23 protein-coding genes are annotated in these 23,801 nt (G+C 60.8%); 13 read left to right on the top strand and 10 right to left on the bottom strand.

Going from position 1 to position 23,801, the window contains the following annotated elements:
* The first annotated feature begins 1 nt into the window (after position 1).
* On the top strand, positions 2-166 hold the full coding sequence (locus Q1A51_RS18005; protein ID WP_299204951.1) for a DUF465 domain-containing protein: 165 nt from the start codon (positions 2-4) through the stop codon (positions 164-166).
* On the opposite strand, the gene Q1A51_RS18000 is transcribed toward Q1A51_RS18005, so the two are convergent.
* The 5 genes from Q1A51_RS18000 to Q1A51_RS17980 all read right to left on the bottom strand — a co-directional run bounded on the left by Q1A51_RS18000 (position 163) and on the right by Q1A51_RS17980 (position 5,313).
* The gene (locus Q1A51_RS18000) at positions 163-1,032 is read right to left on the bottom strand and encodes an EamA family transporter (protein ID WP_299604432.1); all 870 of its coding nucleotides are present in this window, start codon (positions 1,030-1,032) and stop codon (positions 163-165) included. The two genes, Q1A51_RS18005 and Q1A51_RS18000, sit on opposite strands and share 4 nt — an antisense overlap.
* Positions 1,029-1,976 carry a transcriptional regulator GcvA gene (gcvA, locus tag Q1A51_RS17995; protein WP_299604430.1) on the bottom strand — a complete coding sequence of 316 codons (948 nt, stop codon included), beginning with the start codon at positions 1,974-1,976 and terminating at the stop codon, positions 1,029-1,031. Before gcvA ends, Q1A51_RS18000 begins: the two co-directional genes overlap by 4 nt.
* 314 nt (positions 1,977-2,290) lie before the next feature.
* Positions 2,291-3,013, bottom strand: coding sequence for an acetoacetyl-CoA reductase (gene phbB / locus Q1A51_RS17990; RefSeq protein ID WP_299604428.1), 723 nt, complete (start codon positions 3,011-3,013; stop codon positions 2,291-2,293).
* Positions 3,014-3,157: 144 nt separating this feature from the next.
* Positions 3,158-4,333: an acetyl-CoA C-acetyltransferase gene (locus Q1A51_RS17985; RefSeq protein ID WP_299604426.1), complete on the bottom strand. Its 1,176-nt coding sequence runs from the start codon at positions 4,331-4,333 to the stop codon at positions 3,158-3,160.
* Positions 4,334-4,464: 131 nt separating this feature from the next.
* Positions 4,465-5,313: an EAL domain-containing protein gene (locus Q1A51_RS17980; protein ID WP_299604424.1), complete on the bottom strand. Its 849-nt coding sequence runs from the start codon at positions 5,311-5,313 to the stop codon at positions 4,465-4,467.
* Positions 5,314-5,436: 123 nt separating this feature from the next.
* On the opposite strand from Q1A51_RS17980, the gene Q1A51_RS17975 reads away from it, so the two are divergent.
* Both Q1A51_RS17975 and rpsD read left to right on the top strand, forming a co-directional pair.
* Positions 5,437-6,015 carry a DNA-3-methyladenine glycosylase I gene (locus tag Q1A51_RS17975; RefSeq protein ID WP_299204969.1) on the top strand — a complete coding sequence of 193 codons (579 nt, stop codon included), beginning with the start codon at positions 5,437-5,439 and terminating at the stop codon, positions 6,013-6,015.
* 138 nt (positions 6,016-6,153) lie between these two features.
* Entirely contained in the window at positions 6,154-6,774 is a 621-nt protein-coding gene (rpsD, locus tag Q1A51_RS17970; protein WP_299204972.1) for a 30S ribosomal protein S4, read from the top strand.
* A gap of 62 nt (positions 6,775-6,836) precedes the next feature.
* On the opposite strand, the gene Q1A51_RS17965 is transcribed toward rpsD, so the two are convergent.
* Positions 6,837-7,295: a phage tail protein gene (locus Q1A51_RS17965; RefSeq protein WP_299604422.1), complete on the bottom strand. Its 459-nt coding sequence runs from the start codon at positions 7,293-7,295 to the stop codon at positions 6,837-6,839.
* A 128-nt stretch (positions 7,296-7,423) separates the two neighbouring features.
* Here Q1A51_RS17965 and Q1A51_RS17960 point away from each other — a divergent pair, with 128 nt between their 5' ends.
* Positions 7,424-7,909 (top strand): DUF2867 domain-containing protein, encoded by a 486-nt coding sequence (locus Q1A51_RS17960; protein WP_299604420.1) that lies wholly within the window; start codon positions 7,424-7,426, stop codon positions 7,907-7,909.
* A gap of 9 nt (positions 7,910-7,918) precedes the next feature.
* Here the strand turns inward: Q1A51_RS17960 and Q1A51_RS17955 are convergent, their stop codons facing one another.
* A complete protein-coding gene (locus Q1A51_RS17955) occupies positions 7,919-8,365 on the bottom strand; it encodes a helix-turn-helix domain-containing protein (RefSeq protein ID WP_299604418.1) in 447 nt (148 codons plus the stop codon).
* Positions 8,366-8,492: 127 nt separating this feature from the next.
* Between Q1A51_RS17955 and Q1A51_RS17950 the strand changes: the two genes are divergently transcribed.
* From Q1A51_RS17950 to Q1A51_RS17925, 6 genes are all read left to right on the top strand, one after another.
* Positions 8,493-9,206 carry a YqiJ family protein gene (locus Q1A51_RS17950; protein ID WP_299604415.1) on the top strand — a complete coding sequence of 238 codons (714 nt, stop codon included), beginning with the start codon at positions 8,493-8,495 and terminating at the stop codon, positions 9,204-9,206.
* 67 nt (positions 9,207-9,273) lie between these two features.
* Complete coding sequence (locus tag Q1A51_RS17945; RefSeq protein WP_299604413.1) at positions 9,274-10,995, top strand: flotillin domain-containing protein; 1,722 nt, start codon at positions 9,274-9,276, stop codon at positions 10,993-10,995.
* A 178-nt stretch (positions 10,996-11,173) separates the two neighbouring features.
* The gene (locus Q1A51_RS17940) at positions 11,174-12,211 is read left to right on the top strand and encodes an endonuclease/exonuclease/phosphatase family protein (protein ID WP_299604411.1); all 1,038 of its coding nucleotides are present in this window, start codon (positions 11,174-11,176) and stop codon (positions 12,209-12,211) included.
* Between the two features lie 247 nt (positions 12,212-12,458).
* Complete coding sequence (gene hisC, locus Q1A51_RS17935) at positions 12,459-13,541, top strand: histidinol-phosphate transaminase (RefSeq protein WP_299604409.1); 1,083 nt, start codon at positions 12,459-12,461, stop codon at positions 13,539-13,541.
* On the top strand, positions 13,523-14,455 hold the full coding sequence (locus Q1A51_RS17930; RefSeq protein ID WP_299604406.1) for a prephenate/arogenate dehydrogenase family protein: 933 nt from the start codon (positions 13,523-13,525) through the stop codon (positions 14,453-14,455). The genes hisC and Q1A51_RS17930 overlap by 19 nt, the downstream gene beginning before the upstream one ends.
* The gene (locus Q1A51_RS17925) at positions 14,452-15,234 is read left to right on the top strand and encodes an extensin family protein (RefSeq protein WP_299604404.1); all 783 of its coding nucleotides are present in this window, start codon (positions 14,452-14,454) and stop codon (positions 15,232-15,234) included. Before Q1A51_RS17930 ends, Q1A51_RS17925 begins: the two co-directional genes overlap by 4 nt.
* 12 nt (positions 15,235-15,246) lie before the next feature.
* On the opposite strand, the gene Q1A51_RS17920 is transcribed toward Q1A51_RS17925, so the two are convergent.
* Positions 15,247-16,245, bottom strand: coding sequence for a DUF2125 domain-containing protein (locus Q1A51_RS17920; RefSeq protein ID WP_299604402.1), 999 nt, complete (start codon positions 16,243-16,245; stop codon positions 15,247-15,249).
* A 66-nt stretch (positions 16,246-16,311) separates the two neighbouring features.
* Here Q1A51_RS17920 and Q1A51_RS17915 point away from each other — a divergent pair, with 66 nt between their 5' ends.
* The 3 genes from Q1A51_RS17915 to Q1A51_RS17905 all read left to right on the top strand — a co-directional run bounded on the left by Q1A51_RS17915 (position 16,312) and on the right by Q1A51_RS17905 (position 20,284).
* On the top strand, positions 16,312-16,842 hold the full coding sequence (locus Q1A51_RS17915) for a gamma-glutamylcyclotransferase (protein ID WP_299604399.1): 531 nt from the start codon (positions 16,312-16,314) through the stop codon (positions 16,840-16,842).
* Between the two features lie 74 nt (positions 16,843-16,916).
* Positions 16,917-18,125: a biopolymer transporter ExbB gene (locus tag Q1A51_RS17910; RefSeq protein WP_299205002.1), complete on the top strand. Its 1,209-nt coding sequence runs from the start codon at positions 16,917-16,919 to the stop codon at positions 18,123-18,125.
* A 2-nt stretch (positions 18,126-18,127) separates the two neighbouring features.
* Positions 18,128-20,284 carry a peptidoglycan -binding protein gene (locus tag Q1A51_RS17905; RefSeq protein WP_299604396.1) on the top strand — a complete coding sequence of 719 codons (2,157 nt, stop codon included), beginning with the start codon at positions 18,128-18,130 and terminating at the stop codon, positions 20,282-20,284.
* Positions 20,285-20,361: 77 nt separating this feature from the next.
* On the opposite strand, the gene Q1A51_RS17900 is transcribed toward Q1A51_RS17905, so the two are convergent.
* Positions 20,362-21,333: a M23 family metallopeptidase gene (locus Q1A51_RS17900; RefSeq protein WP_299604394.1), complete on the bottom strand. Its 972-nt coding sequence runs from the start codon at positions 21,331-21,333 to the stop codon at positions 20,362-20,364.
* Entirely contained in the window at positions 21,333-23,654 is a 2,322-nt protein-coding gene (clpA, locus tag Q1A51_RS17895; RefSeq protein WP_299205007.1) for an ATP-dependent Clp protease ATP-binding subunit ClpA, read from the bottom strand. The genes Q1A51_RS17900 and clpA overlap by 1 nt, the downstream gene beginning before the upstream one ends.
* Between the last annotated feature and the right edge of the window lie 147 nt (positions 23,655-23,801).

The raw sequence follows: 23,801 nt of genomic DNA, 5'->3' as shown, positions 1-23,801 counted from the left end.
CATGAGCGTGATCGCCCATCTCGAGGAGTTGAAAAAGAAGCACCAGACCCTGAGTGATCAGGTTGAGACGGCCCAACGATCGCCGGGCGTGGATCAGATCGAAGTGGCCACCATGAAAAAGCAGAAGCTGAAACTGAAAGAGGAAATTACCCGACTTTCGAGTTAGGGCACCCCCTTCAGGCTGGCGCGGGCTGCCAAGAGCGCTCCGCCAGTGATCAGGATGGCCGCAAGGGCCAGTGACCAGCTGGGCGCAGCAACGCCAGCCAGTATCAGGACGACAGTCGACAAGAGCGGCGCCGCGTAAGAAGCGGTGCCGAGCATCTGGATATCGCCGCGTTTCACGCCGATATCCCAGACATAGAAGGCAAGCCCCACTGGGCCGAGGCCCAGCAAGATGGCGCTTGACCATCCCAAGCTACCCAATGGCCATACCGTTTCTTCCAGCATCAGGTGTAGCGGCACCGAAAGAATGGCGCTCGCCACGCAAAACACGGCAACAGATGCTGTCGGCACAGTGCCAAAACGGCGTGACAGGACGGAATAGCTGGACCAGGTGACGGCGCACGCCATGGCGAGCATGTAACCGGGCAGGGCAGCCGCATCGAACCCCGTGGACCCGCCGGTGACAATCAGCGCGGCCCCTGCAAAACCGACCACCGCCCCCAGCACGTGACCGGTGCGGAGTGTTTCCCCCGGCAGCAGGCCGGAAAACAGAACGATCAGCAGGGGCCAGAGATAGGCGATCAGGCTGGCCTCTGCCGCAGGGGCAAGGCGCAAGGCCGAAAAATAGAGCGCGTGATAGCCGAACAACCCCAATGTGCCCATGACGTAGACGTACAGGGGCACGGTCCGCAATTGGCTCAGACCGCCACTGACGGCGGTCCAGATCAACCCAAGTGTTCCGCCGATGGCAAAGCACATCGCGTTCAACAGGAATGGCGGCGTCGGCGCCGAGCCGACAGTCAGTAGGGCCAAGACGCCCCAAAGCAGCACAGCCACGAAGCCGATCATGGTGGCGGTGCCGCGTGTCATGCAGCTTGAAAATCGGATGAAGGTTTACGGATCATGCGGTCGGTGATGTAGCTTGTCTTGTCGATCTCGACGATCATCCAATCGAGGAAGGCTGCGATGTGGGGCCGGGTTTCGGCCCCTTCGGCGCAGAGAAACCGGAAACGCACGCCGGTGTCCAGCGCGTTCGGCCAAGGAGCCACAAGGCGACCGTCATGCATGTCCTTAACCACCAGTGACCGCCGACCCAACGTCACACCCATTCCTGCCAGTGCGGCATCCACCGCGTGGTCGGCCTGGCTGAACCGGGCACCGTGGGTTGGGGCAAAGTCGATCCCCATCATCCGAAACCATGTGCTCCAGTCCGCGCTTGGACGCAGATTGACGATGCTGTCGTCAAAGATCAGCGGCGCGTCCTTGAGGCTTTCTGGCGTCGGGTATTGCGCGGCGAGTTCGGGTGTCATCACCGGACAGACCCATTCCATCGCCAGCAGTTTGCTGAACATGTCCTCGTCCTTGCCGGTTCCAAAGCGGATGGCAACATCGACCCCGTCGCGGTTCAGGTCGACCATCTTTAGGGATGCCGAAAAGTGCAGTTCGATCTCGGGATGGGCTTGCGCAAAATCATAGAGCCTTGGAGCAAGCCATTTGGCGGTGAACGCTGGTCCCGCGGTGACGGTTAGCGTTCCTGTGTCCAATGTCCTCTCGGCAGCGCGCCAGGCGGCTGCCAGGGTCTGGAACCCATCAGCCATGCCGGGTGCCATGGCCCGACCGGCCTCCGTCAGCTCCACAGCGCGGTTCAGCCTATGAAACACTTGGGTGCCCAGATGTTCCTCAAGCGATTTGATTTGAAAGCTGAGGGCGGCGGGCGTGACATGCAGCTCTTCCGCGGCCTTGGCAAAGGACATGTGGCGGGCAGCGGCATCAAAGGCACGCAAGGCGGTCAAAGGGGGAAGGCGGTCAGGCATATTCACTTAAGTACAGCTTAAGTGAAGTTATGGAAAGTCTCGTTTGTGGGCTTTCATAAAAGGGCGCATATTGATCCCAATTCAGAAACGCTGATCCATCAAAGGATACCGCCCATGTTAGAGACATCCGCACACCCCGCCATCCGCCAAGGTTTGGAACGCGCCCATGCTGAGCGTGGCGCAGCCCTTGCAGACGCCTGGAACTGGTTGTTTGGGGGCAAGACTTCCCGCTGATGCGCGCGCGGCATCTTACGGGATAAAGAAGGGCCGGAGCATCGCTGCACCGGCCCTTTTTATGTCGGAATGGTCTGGCGTCAGACGAAGAATTGCGCGCCGTTGGCCGAGATGGTCGAGCCGTTGATAAAGCCCGAATCGTCGGAGGCCAGGAAAACAACGCAACGCGCGATCTCTTCCGGTTCGCCCAAGCGACCCGCCGGGATCTGGCCGATAATGCTTTCGCGCACTTTCTCAGGTACGGCCATGACCATTTCCGTCGCGATGTAGCCGGGGCAGATGGCGTTGGCGGTGATGCCTGCGCGCGCGCCTTCCTGGGCCAGAGACTTCACGATGCCCAGATCGCCAGCCTTGGTGGCGGCATAGTTCACTTGTGCGAACTGGCCTTTCTGACCGTTGATGGAAGAGATCACGATGACACGGCCAAACTTGCGCTCGCGCATGCCGGACCAGACGGGGTGAACAGTGTTGAACACGCCGGTGAGGTTGGTGTCGATGACCTGATGCCACTGTTCCGGCGTCATTTTGTGGAAGGGGGCGTCGCGGGTGATGCCCGCGTTTGCCACGACGATTTCGATGGGCCCCAAGTCAGCTTCGACCTGGGCGAGGCCCGCTTTCGATTCGTCATAGTCGGCCACGTTCCACTTGTAGGTCTTGATGCCGGTTTCGTCCGTGAACTTGGCAGCTGCCTCGTCGTTGCCCGCATAGGTGGCGGCGACGGTGTATCCTGCGTCTTTCAGGGCTTTCGAAATGGCCTCGCCGATACCGCGGGAACCGCCGGTGACAAGTGCTACACGGGACATGGGGAGAACTCCTTTTGGGTGTGTTTCGCATTGTTTCGCTTAAATGCGGTCTGGGCGCAACAATATTACGCACCTACTTTGGCCTCGAGCGAATTTTGATGGGGAAGGGGTAGGCGGCGCCGTGCGGCACCGCCTTGATCTGGATCAGTCGCGTTCGAGGCACATGGCTACGCCCATGCCACCGCCAATGCAAAGCGTGGCGAGGCCCTTCTTGGCGTCGCGGCGCTTCATTTCGAACAGCAGGGTGTTTAGGATGCGCGCGCCCGAGGCACCGATGGGGTGGCCGATGGCGATCGCACCACCGTTCACGTTCACGATCGACGGATCCCAGCCCATGTCCTTGTTCACGGCGCAGGCTTGGGCGGCAAAGGCTTCGTTGGCTTCCACGAGGTCGAGATCCTCGGGCTTCCAGCCTGCTTTTTCCAGCGCTTTGCGCGAAGCGTAGATCGGGCCGACACCCATGATCGACGGGTCAAGGCCAACAGTCGCGTAGCTGGCAATACGTGCCAGTGGCTCGATCCCGCGCTTTTCGGCATTCTCTGCGCTCATCAACAGGGCCGCGGCGGCACCGTCGTTCAGGCCGGAGGCGTTGGCGGCTGTGACCGACCCATCCTTGGTGAAAGCGGGGCGCAGTTTCTGCATGGCTTCCATGGTTGCGCCGTGGCGGATGTATTCGTCGGCATCGACCACGATGTCGCCCTTGCGGGTCTTCACGGTGAAGGCGGTGATTTCATCGCCGAACTTGCCAGCCTTCTGCGCGGCTTCGGCCTTGTTCTGCGAGGCAACGGCGAATTCGTCCTGCATATCACGAGTGATCTGCCATTGGTCGGCAACATTCTCTGCCGTTTGGCCCATATGGTAGCCGTTGAAGGCATCCCACAGACCGTCGCGGATCATGGTGTCGATGTACTTCATGTCGCCCATCTTGTGACCGGCGCGCAGGGCTGCGGCGTGGGGACTGAGTGTCATGTTTTCCTGGCCGCCGGCAGCGACGATATCAGCGTCACCCAATGCGATGTGCTGTGCGCCGAGAGCGACGGCGCGCAGACCCGAACCGCAAACCTGGTTGATGGACCAGGCAGCACTTTCCTTGGGCAGGCCCGCGTTGACATGTGCCTGACGAGCTGGGTTCTGGCCTTGGGCGGCGGTCAGCACCTGGCCGAGAATGGTTTCGGAAACCTCGGATTTTTCGATGCCTGCGCGGTCCACGATCGCTTCGAGAACGGTTGCGCCAAGATCATGGGCGGGGGTGTTGGCAAATGAGCCACCAAAGCTGCCAACGGCAGTCCGGGCGGCCGAAGCGATGACGATGTTGGTCATAGGGTCGGGGTCCTCTGTCAGTTTCCTTGAGGACCAATCCGAGACTTTGCACGCCGGTGCGGGCCTCAGAATGGTCCCGCGCTGCGTGTGCAGTATCGGATTCGCTATGACGCGACAACTGACGTTATGTCTCAGGCGCGCATGCCAGCCTTCTGTGCTCCCACGCCCTGACCAAAGAGCCAGTCGGGGCGAACCTGGGGTGCCTGGAAATAGAAGCCCTGCAAACAGTCGACACCCATCTGTGTCAGCACTTCGACGTCTTCTTGCTGTTCGACCCCTTCGGCCACAACTAACATGTCAAAATGATGTCCGATCTGGATGATTGCAGCGGTCAGTGCCTGCGTGTCCGGATCGTTGGCAATGCCATTGCAGAACTGCATGTCGATCTTGAGCACGTCAAAAAAGAAGTCCTTGAAGTAGCGCAATGCGGTATAGCCCGCACCGAAATCGTCAAGCGCAAAGCAGATCCCCTTGGTACTGAGCCGATCCATGAAATCCACGACCAGTTCAGGTTGGTCCATGGCCGACCCTTCGGTTATTTCCAGAATCAGCCGTTCACCGACCGAGGGATCCTTTTTAAGCCACCGGTTCAGCGTCTGCATCCAACGCTGGTAGCCGATAGAGCGGGCAGACATGTTGATAGACAACCGTATCGATGGATTTTCATTCAGCGTGCGCAGCCCCATGTTCAGCGCCACCACGTCAATCTCGCGCCCAAGTTCGGTACGCTCAACAACGGGCATGAAATCCTTGGCCGGGATGATGCGCCCGGTGTCGTCCATGACCCGGATCAGCCCTTCGTAAAAGCCGACGCGGGACGGATCGTTGGCGATCACGACCGGTTGGAACGCAAGCAGGGTCTGTTGATGTTCGACCGCTTGTTCGACCATCGCCAGCGTGCTGCGGTCACGCGACGATACGGCGGCATTCAGCGGATTGTCCGCGCCAACGGGCACGTTTGAGAACCGGTGTTTCGTCATGGGCTGGCAGCGACCCTTGTGCTTGAAAACTGCCGTCAACATTGTGCCCAAGCTGTAAAAACTGTCTTAATGTTTGCATTTTGTTCCAATTTTAGTTGTTAATCAAAACAAGGGGGATTTGGCATGGTGCACCGCTGTGGGTGGGAGGGGGAAGCCCCCGACTACGTCGCCTATCATGACACCGAATGGGGGGTGCCCGAACATGATGCGCAGGCCCTGTGGGAAAAGCTGATCCTTGATGGATTCCAAGCTGGACTGAGCTGGATCACCATCCTGCGTAAGCGCGATGCCTTCCGCGAAGCCTTTGCTGATTTTGACCCGGCTGTCGTCGCCGAGTGGGGCGAAGATGATGTGCAACGTCTGTTGGCCAATCCCGGCATCATCCGCCACCGTGGCAAGATCGAAGCAACGATTACCAACGCCCGCGCCTATCTCGAGGTTAATGCCACCGTCGGCTTCGATAAATTTCTATGGAATTATGTGGATGGTGCGCCGCTTCAGACCAACTTTGCCAGCCGTGATCAGGTACCGCCCAAGACGAAACTGAGCGAGCAGGTGTCCAAGGATTTGCGGGCCCGTGGCTTCAAGTTCGTGGGGCCCACGATCGTCTATGCGTTCATGGAAGCAACCGGGTTGGTCAATGATCACATCACCCCGTGTTTCCGCCATGCCGAATGCGCTGCCATGGGTGGGCCGAAGTAGCCGTTGACTCTGTCAATTCTGGTCGTATAAGCGCGGCTTCATTGGTGTTGGTGGCCTTCGCAAGAAGATCCCTGTCGTCCCGGCCAAATCCGGGGAGAGGACAACGCCCTTCGAAAACCTGAACGAAGGAGATCAGCCGTGACAAAACGCACGTCTGCCAAGTACAAAATTGATCGCCGCATGGGCGAAAACATTTGGGGCCGCCCCAAATCCCCCGTCAACCGTCGTGAATATGGCCCCGGCCAACACGGTCAGCGCCGTAAGGGCAAGCTGTCCGACTTCGGTATCCAGCTGCGTGCCAAGCAGAAGCTGAAAGGCTACTATGGCGACCTGACCGAGAAACAGTTCCGCCGCATCTATGCCGAAGCGGTACGTGTCGGCGGTGACACCGGCGAAAACCTGATCGGTCTGCTGGAACGCCGCCTTGACGCGGTTGTTTACCGCGCGAAATTCGTGGCAACCGTCTTTGCCGCCCGTCAGTTCGTGAACCACGGCCACGTGCGCGTGAACGGCCGCAAGGTCAACATCCCCTCCTACCGCGTGAAAGAGGGTGACGTGATCGAGGTGCGTGACCGTTCGAAGCAACTGGCAGTGCTGTTGGAAGCAACACAGCTGCCCGAGCGCGACGTGCCCGACTACATTGACGCAGATCACTCGAAGATGACCGCCACCTTCACCCGCACCCCCACTTTGGGCGATGTGCCGTACCCGGTGATGATGGAACCAAACCTGGTCGTCGAATTCTACGCCAAGAACTAAGACGCTGCGGGAGTGTCCCGCCGTCAGATTTCAAAGGGTCGCCCGCATTGGGCGGCCCTTTTTCATGCGTTTTCGATGGTGATCCATTCGTGCGCGATCTCGATTCTGTCGACGGCGATCTCGTTGCCCTCTGCCTTGAGGTCGGTGCCTGTGATCTTTGTGGGAAAGGCGTTCATCACCCGCCAGACCATGGTCGGCGTACCGCTTCCATCACGCAGTGAAATGGTCAGGTCCTGACGCTTGATCGTGTTCATCTTGATGCCGCTGAACCAGTCCCAAAACGTTTGACCCCGTGTGAAGACACCCTTTTTGAGGGTCAGGTTACCGGTCTTGCGGAGGCCGGGCATCTTGATCGTGGAAAAGACCTTGCTGTTGCCTGCGCGATATTCAATGGGCTGGCTCTCGACATCGAGACCGCTCACCTCCTGAAATGTCATGTCCTCGCCGGCCATCGTAACTTGGAAATAGAAGGCTGGTAGAGGCCAGATGTTTTGTGATTGCGGGCTGTGATCATCGGTCATGGCGCGGTTCCTGTCGGATGAAGGTGGCGCTAGTGTAGCAAGCTTTCAGTTCCGTTGTGGTTTCATGTCACAGGGTAAGGGCTGGCATGCGTCAATAGAGTGACCACAGTCAGCCAAAGGAGTGTCACATGTTTTTCGCACCGCGCGTCACCGCCACCCCATTGCCCGCCGACAGTGCCTTGCACGGGCATATGAAGCGGGGTGATTTTCTGGATTGCTACTCGGTTTCGAGCACGACCAGCCCGCGCGCGGCAGCCGAGATCATCACGGCCTTTCCGGGTTGGGCGCAGATATTGGTCAGACTGCGTGGCTTGATCACAACCCCGTTTGGCTTGTCGCAGGATGGGCCAGACGCCGCTGACAAGCTTGGGCCATTTCCTGTGGAGAGCGAGACGGGGACCGAACTAATCGCCGGGTTCAACGACAGACATCTGGATTTCCGGGTCAGCGTTCGGTCCGAGGATGGTGTCGTTTCGCTGGCAACCTGGGTGCATACGCACAATATGGGCGGGCGGCTTTACTTGACCGCGATCATGCCCTTCCACGTTCTGATCGCACGGGATGCGCTTGCCCGCGTGGCCCGCGCCCCTGCGACACCGCCGCACCCGGCTTAGGCCGACCAGCTACTTGTCGTCCCAGAAGGTGGGGGGCATGTCGTGCAGCAATTCTGCGGCCTTGTCCTCGATCCAGTCCTGCCGAGCATCCGCCGACCACGTGTCAGCCTCCGGTTCATCTGCGATAAGCGCGTGTGCCAGTTTCATGGCTTGCGCGTATTTCAGGTCTTCGATCCGTGCCTCAGGCACGATGGCATAGACAAACCGCGCACCCATGGCAGCGGCCAGCTGTTCCATCTGCTTGATTGAAACGGCCCCGTCCTGTTCGCTGCGCTCCGCCTGATACACCGCGTTTCGGCTAACACCCTTGCGTCGTGCCACCTGTTCTGCAGACATGCCCAAAGCATGGCGGACCGAAGCGATCCAACCCTTGTCAGGCACGGCAACATCGGACACTTGGCTGGCCGTACGATCAATCATCCGCGCAAGGCGGCGGCGGTGGAGAAAGTCCGGCATGGTGTGCGCTCAATCCCGTGTGAAACCGTGGCTGGTACAGATGTTAGATAGGTATGAATAAAAAAAATACAATTTCTGCACATAAATACCTAACAATTTTTTTATCAACGACTATATGGATATGGAAATGAAAGACATGATTGCACTTTTCCTATCGCCCGAGAGCGCCCCGTTTGCCATCGCACTGGCAGTGGTGGCTGGCTTGTTTGTCCTTGAGATATTGAGCGCCGTTTTGGGCGGCACACTCATGGGCCTTGGCAGCGACGCGCCAGATATTGACGTGGATGCGGACTTTGACCTGTCGGCTGAATTCGCGGCTGACATTGATCCCGGTGTGGATGCCGTCGATGCCGTGGATGCGGTAGAGATGCCTGACATTGATGCGGGTGCTCAGTCCTCCGGGCTGTTCACCTGGATCGGTGCGCGCGACGTGCCGTTCCTGATCTGGCTTGCGTCATTCCTGACCATGTTTGGCCTGTTTGGCCTGATCCTTCAGTCCTTTGTCGCGGGCCTGTTCGGGCAGGGGCTGCCCGCCCTCATCGCCTCGGCTGTTGCGGCTGTCCCGGCGCTGGCCGTGACCCGCGTGATCGCCAACTGGGTGGCCCTGATCATGCCCAAGACGGAAACAAGCGCCACGCGGGCCCGGTTTCTTGGCGGCTATCACGGCACGATCACCCAAGGCACCGCTGCGCGTGGTCGCCCGGCTGAGGTCAAGATCAAGGATCGGCACAACAACATCCACTACCTTCGGGTCGAGCCGCTTCATGATGATGATGTTTTCCCCAAGGGCAGCGATGTCACGCTCATTCGCAAGCGTGGTGACAAGTTCTTCGTGATCTGACCCCGCCGGGGGCTCATCATACACGCTGTCTGTCTAACCTTACCTTTGTTCATGTAGGAGTATTCATATGCAACTCACTGCAATTCTGACGATTGCCGCCATCATTCTTGGTTTGCTTGTCCTGATCGGCTTGATCATGGCGCGCCTTTACAAACGTGCGACACGCGAAACCAGCCTGGTCAAAACCGGGTCCGGCGGGCGCAAGGTCATCATGGATGGCGGCACCATTGTTGTCCCGTTCCTGCACGAGATCTCCAAGGTCAACATGAAGACGCTTCGCCTGGAAGTGGCGCGGGTGGCTGAACAGTCGCTGATCACCAAGGACCGGATGCGTGTTGATGTGGGCGTTGAATTCTACGTCTCGGTCAACGCCACCGAAGACGGCATTTCGCGCGCGGCCCAAACGCTGGGCGACCGGACATTCCACGTCGAACAGCTGCGCGAGATGATCGAGGGTAAGCTGGTTGACGGTCTGCGCGCCGTGGCCGCCCAAATGACCATGGACGAGTTGCACGAAAACCGTGCCAGCTTTGTCCAGGAGGTGCAGAATGCCATCTCCGAAGACCTGCTGAAGAACGGTTTGGAGCTTGAGGCCGTGTCGCTGACCGCGCTGGACCAGACACCGTTTGAATCGCTCGATGAAAACAACGCGTTCAACGCGGTCGGGATGCAGAAGCTGGCGGCCGTCATTGCCACCTCGCGCAAACAGCGGGCCGAGATTTCGGCAGAGGCCGATGTGTCCGTCGCCCAATCCGAGATGGAAGCCGAAAAGCGCAAGTATCAGATCGAGCGCGAGCAGAAGCAGGCCGAGATCGCCCAGATCGAGGAAATCCAGACGCTGCAGGCGGAACAGGAGGCACAGATCGCGCGCAACCAGGAAGCGTCGGACCGCGCCAAGGAAGAAGCGCGGATTGAACGCGAGAAAGCGGTACGTTCAGCCGAGATTGCGCGTGAACGCAGCATCCGCGAGGCCGAGATCGCCAAGGAACGCGAGCTGGAAGTGGCGGATCAGGAACGCCAGATCATCGTGGCCCGCAAGTCCGAGGAAGAAAGCCAGGCGCGCGCATCGGCTGACACCGCGAGGGCAGAGGCCAAGAAAGCGGCGGAAGCCATTGAAACGGCACGTGCCGTGGCCGAGGCGGAGCGGATCAAGCGGATCGCCATCATCGAGGCGCAGAAAGAGGCGGAGCGTCAGGCAACGGGTATTCGCGTGACAGCCGAGGCGGAAAAGGACGCTGCAAGCGACCGTGCTGCGGCCCAACTGGAAGAAGCGCAGGCCGATGCAAATGCGTTGACCGTGCGTGCCGAGGCAAAAAGGACCGACATGCTGGCAACAGCCGAAGGTCAAAAGGCCATCGCGAACTCCGAGAACGAGCTGAGTGCCGAGATCGTGGCGATGAAGATCCGTCTTGCCCAGCTTGAGGCCATGCCTGCCATCATCGCGGAAATGGTCAAACCGGCTGAAAAGATCGACTCGATCAAGATCCACCAGGTGACGGGCATGACCCCCGCCAGTGGTGGTGCAGACGGTGCGCCGAACGTTGGCACGCCGGTCAATCAGGCCTTGGATTCCGTGCTGGGTATGGCACTCCAGATGCCCGCGATGCAGGCCCTTGGCAAAGAGCTTGGGATCAGCATGGAAGACGGGATGGCCGGCATCGCGGATGCAGCTGTGGGCAAAACGGTGACTGCGGTTGATCAACCCGCCCAGCCGAAGTCGATCGAAGGTGCAGCAGCCAAACCGTCAGATGCAAACAGCATCCAGGAGCCTGCAAGCAACAAAGCGTAGGCACCTGTCCAACTTCACCCAAACCTTTTGGGGGCGCTGATGCAGCGCCCCCTTTTCCGTTTTGTGCGCGGGCGTTCGGGCACGTCCGTGCCCTGCACCGGGTTTTGCGTTTTTCACACCCACGTTGTGTAACCTGTGGTAGCATTCGGGCATTGATTGACGTGAATTGGAGACGACCATGGGCGCCCGCGACATTTCCTTTGCGAGCTTCAACCTCTTGAACCTTCAGACCCCTGGCGACGCCATTTATGGCGACACGGACGGGTGGGACCCAGACATCTACCAGCGCAAGATTGACTTCAGCGCAGCGACCATGGCGCTTTTGAACGCCGACGTCGTGGGCCTGCAGGAACTCTGGGCCCCAGCTGCGCTGGATCAGGTGTTGGCTGACGCCGGTATGAACAGCGACTACACCGCCCTGACCCCCCCGGATCACGCGGGGGACAGGATTGTCTGCGCCGCCGCCGTCCGCACCGACGTGCTTGTTGGCGATCCGGAATGGATCGTGGATTTCCCGGACGAGTACGTGCTCAAGTCTGGCGGCGATGACCCGCAACAGGACTATCTTGAGGTCAACCTGAGCACCTTTTCCCGCCCGGTCCTGCATTTCCAGGTGCAGCCCGATCCGCGGACCCCGGTGATCCATGTCTTTGTCTGCCACTTCAAATCCCGCCGTCCCACGCAGATCTGGCGCGAGCGCAGCTGGTACGACAAGGATGTGCATGGGGATCATACAACGGCGTTGGGTTATGCCATTTCCACCGTCCGCCGCACGGCCGAAGCGGCCGCCCTGCGGGTCATCATCACGAAGCTGGTCAAGAAGACGGACACGCCCGTTGTTGTCATTGGCGACATGAACGACGGCAAGGTGAGCAACACGCTGAACATCCTGTCCGAACAGCCCACCTATCTGTCGCCCCTGTCAGCGGGGGGCGGGGACAATGCCCTGTACACGGCGCAGACGATACAGGAATACCGGTCCGTGCGCGATGTCTACTACACCCACGTCTACAAGGGTCAGCGGGAAAGCCTGGACCACATCATGTTCAGTCAGGAGTTCTATGACAACTCCAAGCGCCGCAAATGGGCCTTTGACGAGATGGTGGTGCAGAACGACCATCTGAACTTTGACGATCACAAGGAAAGTGGGACCAACGACCACGGGGTTATCCGGGTGGGGTTCAAGTGGAAGCCCGCACCGGACGTAACCAGTTAAGACTGGACCGGAATCAAGCCGAAGGCGCCGGTCCAGCGGCGGACCGTCCCGTCGGTCTACCGCTACATCGCCGACAATCGCGGAACATCAACCACAAAGGCAAATGATCCACATAAATCGCGTTGTTCATACGCCAGTGCGGCAGCCCACGGTCCGCAGCTGAACCGGTGCGTCCGACGCGCGCTTTTGCCCCTAGCCACTCCGGCCTCGCAGCCCTAAAACCTCTCTAATGGACGGAGAGGACACCATGCCCGCTATCACACCGCAACCCGGCATTATGGACATCGCGCTCTATCAGGGCGGGGCGTCTCATCTGGCTGGCGTGGAGGACGTGCTCAAACTGTCCTCGAACGAGAACCCGGCGGGCCCGCCCCCGGCGGCGATCGAGGCGTTGACCAACGCCGCCACCCGTATGCACCTCTATCCCTCGACCGACCACGCGGCGCTGCGCACCGCTATTGCCGAGGTCTGGAACGTGGACGCAGATCGCGTGATCTGCGGTGTCGGCAGTGATGAGGTATTGCAATTCGTAACCCAGGCGTTCTCCGGGCCGGGGGATGAGATCATCCACACCGCGCACGGATTTTCCATGTATCCGATCCTTGCCAACATGGCGGGTGCGACGCCTGTTTCCGTGCCCGAACGGGACCGGGTTGTCGATGTGGATGCCATTTTGAACGCCGTCACCGAACGCACGCGTATCGTGCTGCTGACCAACCCCGGCAACCCTACGGGCACACGATTATCGGATACAGAACTGGTGCGGTTGGCCAATGATCTGCCCGAACACGTGATCCTTGTGATCGACGGGGCCTATACTGAATACGCCGATGGGTATGATGGCGGCCTTACCTTGGCCGAGGCACGACCCAACGTCCTGATGACACGCACCTTTTCAAAGATCTATGGACTCGGCGGCTTGCGTGTCGGCTGGGGGTATGGACCCAAGAACATGATTGACGTGATGACCCGCATCCGCCAACCGTTCAACCTGTCCACCGTCGCATTGGCGGCGGCAGAGGCAGCGGTGCGGGACACCAAATGGGTCGAGGAGTGCGCTGCGCTGAATGCGGATCAACGGGCGCGGTTGACGGGGGCTTTGCGCCAGCTTGGCCTCGCCTGTGATGACAGCGATACGAATTTCGTACTGGCCCGCGCGGCTTCGGTGCCCGAGGCGGATGCGGCCGAGGCTGCCTTGAACGCCGATGGCATCCTTGTACGCCGCGCAGGCGGCTACGGGTTTCCCGAGGGTCTGCGTATCACCGTGGGCAACGCCGAACAGACGGGACGCGTAATCTCGGCCCTGACAGAATGGCGGAACGCATCGTGAGCGTGATCTACAACAAGATTGCCTTTATCGGCTTGGGATTGATTGCAGGGTCCATGGCGTGGGCCACACAGCGCGCAGGCGCGGCCAAGACAATCAGCGGGTACGCCCGGTCCGAGGCGACGCGCGACACGACACGGCGGCTGGGTTTTTGTGACATCGTGACCGACACTGCGGCTGACGCAGTACGGGACGCCGACCTTGTCGTTCTGGCCGTCCCCATCGGCGCGATGGGCCCTGTGATGGCCGAGATCAAGGAGGCGCTGAAACCCGGTGCCACCGTGATCGACGTGGGATCGGTGAAACAGGCCGTGTTCGACGCGGTGCAGCCCCACCTGCCGGATGGCGTGCACTTTGTAGGCACCCACCCCATGGCCGGGACGGAACACAGCGGACCGGAGGCCGGCTTTGCCGAGCTTTATGACAACCGCTGGACATTGATCGTCACACCGGATGATGCCGACCCTGACGCGGTGGCGACGGTGGAACGGTATTGGGCGGCACTGGGCGCGATGACGGACCGGATGAATGTGCAGCACCATGACCGGGTCTGCGCGGTCGTCAGCCACATCCCGCACCTGATTGCCTACACCATGGTCGGCGTGGCCGATGATTTGCGGCGCGTGACCGACAGTGAGGTGATCAAGTTTTCAGCCGCCGGTTTCCGGGATTTCACCCGCATCGCGGCTAGCGATCCAACGATGTGGCGTGATGTTTTCCTGACGAACAAGGATGCAACGCTGGAAATTCTTGGCCGCTTCACCGAAGAGCTGTTTGCCCTGCAACGGGCCATCCGCACGGGCGATGGGGATCACCTGTTCGACTATTTCACCCGCACCCGCGCCATCCGCCGGGGGATCATCGAGGCCGGGCAGGACACGGATGCGCCTGACTTTGGCCGGGGAGCACAACGATGAAGGTGCTGGTGCTTGGACTGATGCTGGCCGCTGGTTTTGCGGTTGCGGCCCCCGAGGCCTCAAAGCGCCCTGTTGCGCGGGCAGGTACAGACGCCCGGAATGTCGTGCGTGATGTGGCCGTGGCCCCGGTGGTGCCAACCGTGGCGTCCGCCGTGCCATCAGCCGCGATCTTGCCCGAAAGTGCCACGTCCCTGCGCCCGGCATTGCGCCCTAGGGCGATTGTCGAAAAAGCCATGGCGCGCCGGGCCGAGCGTCGTCGCGGGCAGGTCTGTGGTGATCCTGACTTGCAGGGGGATTTCGTGGGCTTCGTGCCGGGCCGCATCAATGGCTGCGGGATATCCGAGGCTGTACGGCTGCGCTCGGTTTCAGGCGTGACACTCAGCCAATCGGCCCTGATGGATTGCACAACGGCCAAGGCGCTCAAAAGCTGGACAGAACGGGGGGCCAAACCCGCGTTGCGCGGCACAGGGGGCGGGTTGGCCAGCTACCGCGTCGCCGCACATTATGCCTGCCGGACGCGCAACAACCAGCCGGGCGCGCGTATCTCGGAACATGGCAAGGGACGGGCCATCGACATCTCAGGCTTCCAGCTCCAGGACGGAACCACGCTGACCGTGCTGAACGACTGGAACTCGCGCCACCGTCGGGCGCTGCGGTCCATGCACAAGGCGGCATGCGGACCGTTTGGCACAGTACTGGGCCCAAACTCGGACCGGTTTCACCGGGATCACTTCCATTTTGATACGGCCCGCTACCGAGGTGGAACCTACTGTCGATAGGGTCGGCCTGCGTCAGCGCAGGATCAAACGCGGTGCCGGGGCCAGCGGGATAAAGCCAAGGCGGATCGCGCCGTCCCTGACTGACAGTTCGACATCCAGCGTATTCTCATTGCCCGACGCGCCGGCCAGTGCCTGCAAAACACCTTCGGCCTGACCACGCAATTGGGTTGGCAGCAGCCCTGCCGTTTCTGACATATCCAGCATCTCGCGCCAGTTCTCGGCCTGAATGGCGACTGTCCCCGTGGGGACACCTTGTGCATCGACGGTCAGGTCGGCCGAGAGGTTGAATTTCATGTCGCCCCAGATCGCCTCGACCAGATGCAGGTCAATGACACGGGGCTGCGGGCGGCGCTGATCCAGCGCGCGCCGATCCCAAGGTTGGTCAAAGGTCACGTCGGCGCGCAGTTGCAGGCTGTCGAAGGCGCGCGGAAAGTTATCCGGCAGGCGCAGGCCGCGTCGAGTCGCCGCGCCGGGGGTGAACGTGCCTGCGGTGGCGACCAGCCCATATTGCGCACCCTCAACCTGCGTCATGGTCAGGGTGAGGTCGTCGGCCTGCATCTGCACGCCCTCTGGGTCGCTGACCAGCCAGGGTCCGGCTGTCCATCCCAATGCCTCAAGCTCAAGCGCTGTGCCGGGATGCAGGTTCAGGGCCATCACCCCGTCTGCCATGGTCAATGTGGACCGACCAAGGGGTGACGCGATCAGGATCGGGCCGTCATCCAGCGTGACGGCCACGTCGCCGGGCCACCACGCCGGGGCCGTGATATCCAGTGCTTGCGTTTCGATGGCCAGACCTGCCTGCGGGTCGGCCAAGGCGATGTCGCGCAACCCGGCCTGCAAGGCAAAAGGGAAACCGCCGCTCTCAACGTCGCGCAACTCGGCCTGCCATCCATCGGCCTGCCGTGCGTCGAACCATGTCTGTACGCCACCGCGCAATCCAGCCGAGGCAACCCACCACCAGCCGCACCATGCCAGCACCGCCAGTGCAACGATCCACATCACTTTGCGCATGCGCGCCCCTTTTCCTTTTCTTCCAAATCGGGTCTACCCCACGGCGCAACAAAAGGACCAGTGACAATGACCATGTGGGTTTTCGGCTATGGCAGCCTGCTTTGGAACCCCGGCTTCGATGTGGCCGAAGCCGCGCGCGGTACCTTGCCGGGCTGGGCGCGGTCGTTTTGCATGCGGTCGATCCACCACCGCGGGTCCGAAGCAGAACCGGGCCTTGTTCTGGCCCTTGATGCTGCTGCCGACGCGTCTTGTGATGGGGTGGCACTGCGTGTGAAGCCGGGGACCGAAGACAAAACGCTTGCCTATCTCAGAGAGCGCGAACTGATCTCGTCCGCCTATCTGGAAAAGACCCTGCATGTGGATCTGCTCAGCGGTACGCGGGTCGAGGCCGTGACCTATGTCATCGATCCCGAGCATGTGCAGTATTGCGGTGGTTTGCCGCTTGAAGAGCAGGCGCAGATCATTGCCCACGCGCATGGCGGGCGGGGCGCAAACAGTGAATATCTGTATAACACGGCCCAACATCTGGCCGAGATGGGCGTGGCCGATCCCGACCTGGATTGGCTGTCACGCCGCGTCGCAGCGATACTGGCATAAATCCTTGGCGCTTGGGTACAAAAGCCGATAGTCTGCCGCAAAAGCAGAACAGAGCAGGGGTCAGGAGCCACGCTATGGCACAGACCACACCCAAGGCACAGCCGCATTTCTCGCAGCCGGTTCAACAGATTTTCGCCATGGTCTTTGTACTGGGCATGTCGCTGTTTGGTGCGGTACTCGCACTGCCGCGCGTGCTGCCAGTGTTTCAGGCGAACCCCTATCTGAACGGCTTTATCCTTATGGTCTTTGCCATCGGGGTTATCGCCTGTTTCTGGCAGGTGTTTTCGCTGATCTCATCGGTGCGCTGGATCGAAGAATTTGCAAGCGACCGGGCGGATGCGCAGACAAAGGCGCCGCAGCTTCTGGGGTCGCTCGCGTCGCTGCTGCGGTCGCGGGGCGCGCGAATGCAGCTTTCAGCATCCTCGACCCGTTCCATTCTGGACTCTGTGGCCACCCGGATCGACGAAGTGCGCGATATCACGCGCTACATCGTCAACATGCTGATTTTTCTTGGTCTTTTGGGCACGTTCTACGGTCTGGCAACGACTGTCCCGGCGGTGGTCGACACGATCCGCAGCCTTGCCCCGCAAGAGGGCGAAGGCGGGGTCGCGGTGTTCAATCGGCTGATGACGGGCCTTGAGGCGCAATTGGGCGGCATGGGTGTCGCCTTTGCCTCGTCCCTTCTGGGCTTGGCCGGGTCGCTTGTGGTGGGCCTGCTTGAGCTCTTCGCGGGGCGCGGGCAAAACCGCTTTTACCGTGAACTTGAGGAATGGCTAAGCTCCATCACGCGTGTTGGCTTGTCCGATGGCGAGGGGGGAGGCGACCAGAATGCAATGGCAGGTGTGATCGACCATCTGGCCGAGCAGATGGAAAGCCTGCAAACTATGTTCACGCAGTCGGATATCAGCCGATCGATGGTGGATGAGAAACTGGGCCTGCTGGCGGATTCCGTTGATCGCATGACCGCGCGGCTTGAAGCGCAAGGCAGTGGAAACGAGACGCTGGCGCGGATGGCCGATGGGCAGGAACGCCTGATCGACGTGATCGAACGGCAGGGCACGGGCGACGGGATCGACGCTGAAAGCCGGATGCGCTTGCGGTCGATCGACGTTCAGATGCTGCGTATTCTCGAAGAAATCAGCGCGGGTCGACAGGAAACGATGGCGGAACTGCGCACCGATATTTCCGCCCTTGCCACGGCGCTAAGCCAGCCGCGGGGCCAAGGGCGCAAGCCGGGCGGCAACACTCGCAACCGCCAGGGCCACTCCGCAGGGGATAGCTGACCATGGCGCTGTCGCGACGCACAGGGCAACGGTTCCAGGCGTCCATCTGGCCGGGCTTCGTGGATGCGATGACCGGTCTGCTGCTGGTTCTGATGTTTGTTCTGACGATCTTCATGATCGTGCAATTTGTCCTGCGCGAAACGATCTCGGGTCAGGAAAACGAGCTGGATCAACTGGCCGGTGAGGTGGCAGCCCTGGCGCAGGCACTTGGCTTGGAAGAACGCCGCGCGAACCAGTTGGATTCCCGCCTGTCCGCGCTGAGCGCGACATTGACCGATGCACAGACGCAAGTGGACACGCAGGCCGCAACAATTGCAGCGCTTACGGCAGAACGGGATGCACAAGCAACTGCGCTGGCACAGGCCGAAACCCGCATCACCAGTTTCGAGGCGCAAGTGGCTGCGCTGATCGCGGACCGCGATACCGCGCTTGAGACGGTGGCCGGGCTTGAAGAAGAACAGACACGCCTGTTGTCCGAGCAGGAGGCGCTGAATCTGGCCCTTGCTGCGGCCCGGAACGAGGTGGACGCACAAGCCGAAGAGGCGCGTTTAGCCGCTGCACGGACCGACGCATTGCAGGCCCTGATCGCGGATCTGCGCAACAGGAATGCGGACAGCGCGGATCAGGCCGCCGCCTTGCAAGCCGATCTTGATGCGGCGCAAGAGGCGTTGAGCGCAGAAGAAGCCGCGCGGCTGGTCGAAGCCGCAGCCGCCGAAGCGTTGCGCGAACGGCTCGAGAATGCCGACACCGAGCTGACGGCTATGACCCTCGCGCTCGAAGCGCAGCGGAAGGAGGCCGAGGATACGCTCACCCTCTTGGCTGCTGCCCGCGCCGTGGAAAGGGATTTGAACGACCGTCTGGCGGCGGCGCTGCTGTCTGTGCAGGAATCCGGCAGTTCGGCGTCGGCGGCGCAGATCCGCATCGAAGATCTGGAAGCCGAGCTGTCCGCCGCTCTGGCAGCACTTGATACGTCAAACGCGGAAAAGACCGCACTGTCCGAAGCGCAGGCAAGCCTTGAAGCGCGCCTTGCCACGGCTCTGATCGACGCGGAGACCGGGACGGAAGCGTCCCGGGCCCTCGCTGACGTCGAGGCTCAGATGGCCGTGATCGAAGAACGCCTTGCGGCGCTGGATCTGGAACGTGAGGATCTGCGCGAGCGGTTGGCGGCAGCCGTGGCCGAGAAGGTGGCTGCAGAGGGGCAGGTGGCTGCACAGGATGCCGATCTGGCAGAGTTGCGCACGCAGCTGGCCACCGCATTGGCCGCGCGTGAGGCGGCACTGGCCGACGCGCAGGCCGCGGGCAGCAGTAATGCAGACGTTCGCGAGCAATTGGCTGCGGCGCTGGCCGCCAAACTTGCGGCAGAAGAGGCGCTTACCACGCAGATGTCCGAGGCAGAGCAGCGCGCAGCCCTTTTGACAGCGGCACGTGAGGCTCTGAATGCCGAGGAAGCGGCCACGCTTGAGGCGCAGCGTCAGACAGAGTTGTTGAACCAACAGGTTTCGCAACTTCGGACGCAATTGGGACAGCTTCAGGCACTTCTGGATGACGCTGTCGTGCGTGACGCAGCCAAAGACGTGCAATTGAGCACACTGGGCCGCGATCTGAACACTGCGCTGGCACGTGCGGCGCTGGAGGAACGCCGGCGGCGCGAGCTGGAAGAGGAAGAGCGCAAGCGGCTTGAGGCAGAGGCGCAGGATCTGGAGCGCTACCGGTCCGAGTTCTTTGGCCAGTTGCGCGACGTGCTGGGCGCTCAGGAAGGTGTGCGAATCGTCGGGGACCGGTTTGTCTTTTCCTCGGAAGTCTTGTTCCCGCCCGGTGGCGCCGAATTGTCGGTGGCAGGTCGGGGAGAGATCGGGAATATCGCGGGTATCCTGCGCGGTGTTGCAGATGACATTCCCGCTGGCATTGACTGGGTACTGCAGGTGGATGGGCACACGGACAACGTGCCGTTGTCAGGGCAGGGCGAGTTTGCGGACAATTGGGAGCTGAGCCAGGCGCGCGCACTATCGGTTGTGCGGTACATGGTTAATTTCCTCGGCCTGCCGCCGGATCGGCTGTCCGCCAACGGGTTCGGACAATATCAGCCGATCAATCCTGTGGACACCGTTGAAGCGCGGGCGCAAAACCGTCGGATCGAGCTCAAATTCACCGAGAAATAGGGCGCACGAATAGGTGCGCCTTACAGTCGTGTCCGGACGGCAGAAGCACCGTTGGGACAGCGCAGTACAATTGCGCCTTACTGGATGACGGTGGTGCCCTGAACGCGGCTGATTTCCTGTTGTCCCCGTCGCAGCACCACGGTGCCGGTGTAGCGTCCGCTGGGCCAACTGGCCGTTGTTCGTTTCTTGCCAAGGGCGCGAAAAAACTGGGCCTGATTGCGATCTATTTCGACCATGTCGTCGATCAGCGTTCCGTCAGGGCCATCGATACTCAGTTGCATCTTGTCCCCCGCCTTTCCGCCAAACGCAAAGCCAAAAACCACGATCGCAGGGGCATCTACCGGCATATGCGCGGCTGTGGCGCGGCCCGCCTTGATGTCATCGAACTCGGGCACTCTGTCGGAAAAGCCCACCTCCAGCACAGCGCCCGGCCGGTATTGCGGGGGCGTTTGCCAGAGCGTGTTGGCGCTGGGGCCCCCGCATTCAACCTTTCCATCGGGGTCAAAGGGATCAACCACCGCTCCGTCCTTGCGAAGGGTCATATGGACATGTGGAAACTGGGTCCGGCCTGACAGGCCCACTTCTCCCAGAACAGTGCCCTCATCCACGCGGTCGCCCGTTTTGACGGTGACACTTTCGCGTTTGAGGTGGCAATATTGGGTGCTCCACCCATCGCCGTGATCGATCAGTACACCATTGCCGCATTCGCGCCCGTTGATCTGGCTGCTTTCTTCCGCACGGAAAAGCCTGTCTTCCATCCCGTCGCGTGTGCCCTGGACCGTGCCGGGGGCTGCGGCAATGACAGTCACACCGCGCCGCATCTGGTCCAGGGACCGAAGGGCGAAATCCGTGCCCTGATGCGTATCGTAGCTGAGTGTGGAGCAGCGGAAATCCATGGCCCCGGGCGACGGATCATGATCCACATATTGCTGGATGAAGCATTCGGTACCCAGATCGCAATCAATGGGCAGGTTCAACGAAATCTCCCTCGCCGCGAGCGGGGTCGCAGCGAGGGTCGATATCAATGCGGCAAACGCTGCCGCCCGCATCAGTCTGCGGTCAGAAGCGGTGGCTTGTCGCCCGAGATGCGTGGTTTGTCAGGGCCAGAGAGCTTCAGATCCAGCTCGCCATTCTTGACACCCACGCGGACAACGCCGCCTTTCATCAGCTTGCCAAAGAGCAACTCTTCGGCCAGCGGTTTCTTGATATGCTCCTGGATCACACGGCCCAACGGGCGCGCGCCCATCTTGTCGTCGTAGCCCTTGTCGGCCAGCCACTCGGCGGCAGGCTTCGTCAACTCGATGGTCACGTTACGATCCATGAGCTGCGCTTCCAGTTGCAGCACGAATTTCTCGACCACGGACAGGATCGTGTCTTTGCCCAGCGGTGCAAAGCTGATCACAGCATCCAGGCGGTTACGGAATTCCGGCGTGAATGTACGTTCGATCGCTGCCGTATCCTCGCCCTCGCGCCGCTCGCGGCCAAAGCCGATTGCGGCCTTCGCCATGTCAGCCGCACCGGCATTCGACGTCATGATCAGGATCACGTTGCGAAAATCCACCGTCCGACCGTTGTGGTCGGTCAGTTTGCCGTGGTCCATCACCTGCAGCAGGATATTGTAGACATCCGGGTGCGCCTTTTCCATCTCGTCCAACAACAGAACGCAATGCGGATGCTGGTCAACGCCATCGGTGAGCATGCCACCCTGATCGAACCCGACATATCCCGGAGGGGCACCGATCAGGCGGCTGACGGCGTGTTTCTCCATGTATTCCGACATGTCGAAGCGCAGCATTTCCACACCCAGCGTGTCCGCCAGTTGCTTGGCCACCTCGGTTTTGCCCACGCCCGTGGGCCCGGCAAACAGGTAGTTGCCGATGGGTTTCTCAGGTTCGCGCAGACCCGCCCGCGCCAGTTTGATGGCCGAGGCCAGCGCCTCGATCGCAGGATCCTGACCAAACACCACGCGCTTGAGGGATACTTCGAGGTCCTTGAGGGTCTCTGCATCGTCCTTGGACACGTTTTTTGGAGGAATGCGGGCAATCTTCGCCACGACATTTTCGATCTCCTTGGTGCCGATGGTCTTGCGGCGCTTGGCGGCCGTGACCAGATGCTGGGCCGCGCCCGCCTCGTCGATCACGTCGATGGCGCTGTCAGGCAGCTTGCGGTCGTTGATGTACCGGCTCGCCAACTCGACAGATGTCTTGATCGCATCCGAGGTGTATTTGACGCCGTGGTGGTCCTCGAAATAGGGTTTCAGCCCCTTCAGAATCTTCGTGGCATCTTCGACCGATGGCTCGTTCACGTCAATTTTCTGGAACCGGCGGCTCAGCGCGCGGTCCTTTTCAAAATGCTGGCGGAACTCTTTGTAGGTGGTCGAGCCCATCGTGCGCAGCTTGCCGCCCTGCAAAGCAGGTTTCAGCAGGTTGGACGCGTCCATGGCACCACCTGACGTCGCACCAGCACCGATCACGGTGTGAATCTCGTCGATGAACAGGACCGCATCCTTGTGCTCTTCCAACTCGGTCACGACGGCTTTCAGGCGTTCTTCAAAATCACCGCGGTAGCGGGTACCGGCCAGCAGCGCGCCCATATCGAGCGAATAGATGGTTGTACCAGACAGCACTTCGGGCGTTTCACCAGCCACGATCTTGCGCGCAAGACCTTCGGCGATGGCGGTCTTGCCCACGCCCGGATCACCCACAAGAAGTGGGTTGTTTTTGCGGCGGCGGCACAGCACCTGAATGCAGCGCTCCACTTCGGCCGATCGGCCGATCAGCGGATCGATATCGCCCTCGCGCGACTTTTCGTTCAGGTCCACGCAATACTTGGCAAGTGCGCTTTCCTTCTTCTCGCCCTCTGTCACGCCTTGCGGCTCTTCTTCGGCTTCCGGCGCACCGGAGACAGGTCGCGCCTCGCCAAAGGCGGGGTCCTTGGCCACACCGTGCGCGATAAAGTTCACCGCGTCATAGCGGGTCATGTCCTGCTCTTGCAGGAAATAGGCTGCGTTCGATTCGCGCTCGGCAAAGATGGCGACCAATACGTTGGCACCGGTCACTTCTGTGCGGCCCGATGACTGCACGTGAATGGCCGCGCGTTGGATAACGCGCTGGAAGGCGGCTGTGGGCACGGCTTCGGAGCCGTCAATATCAGTCACCAGGTTCGACAGGTCGTCGTCCACAAACTCCTCAAGCGTGCCGCGCAACTCGTCGATATCGACTGAACACGCCTGCATGACACGGCGTGCATCAGGTTCGTCGACCAGCGACAGCAGCAAATGCTCCAGCGTTGCGAATTCGTGCCGGCGTTCGTTGGCCAGCGCAAGCGCCTGATGAATGGCTTTTTCGAGTGTCGTCGAGAATGAAGGCACGGCTCGTGCTCCTTTCGATCGGGGTCGGGTGGGGGCGCCAAGGTATGTCGAGGCCCCGTACCAACCATGGCCTCATGTGTTTAAGTTTGGTTGAAGATCGCGCAGCTTCAAGGCTTTTTTGCACCTTGACCCTCACAATATGCGTGA

It is taken from the genome of uncultured Tateyamaria sp. (assembly GCF_947496075.1).
GTDB lineage: Bacteria > Pseudomonadota > Alphaproteobacteria > Rhodobacterales > Rhodobacteraceae > Tateyamaria.
Note: the sequence above shows the minus strand (reverse complement) of the source record. Positions and strands in the feature narration are given on the sequence as shown.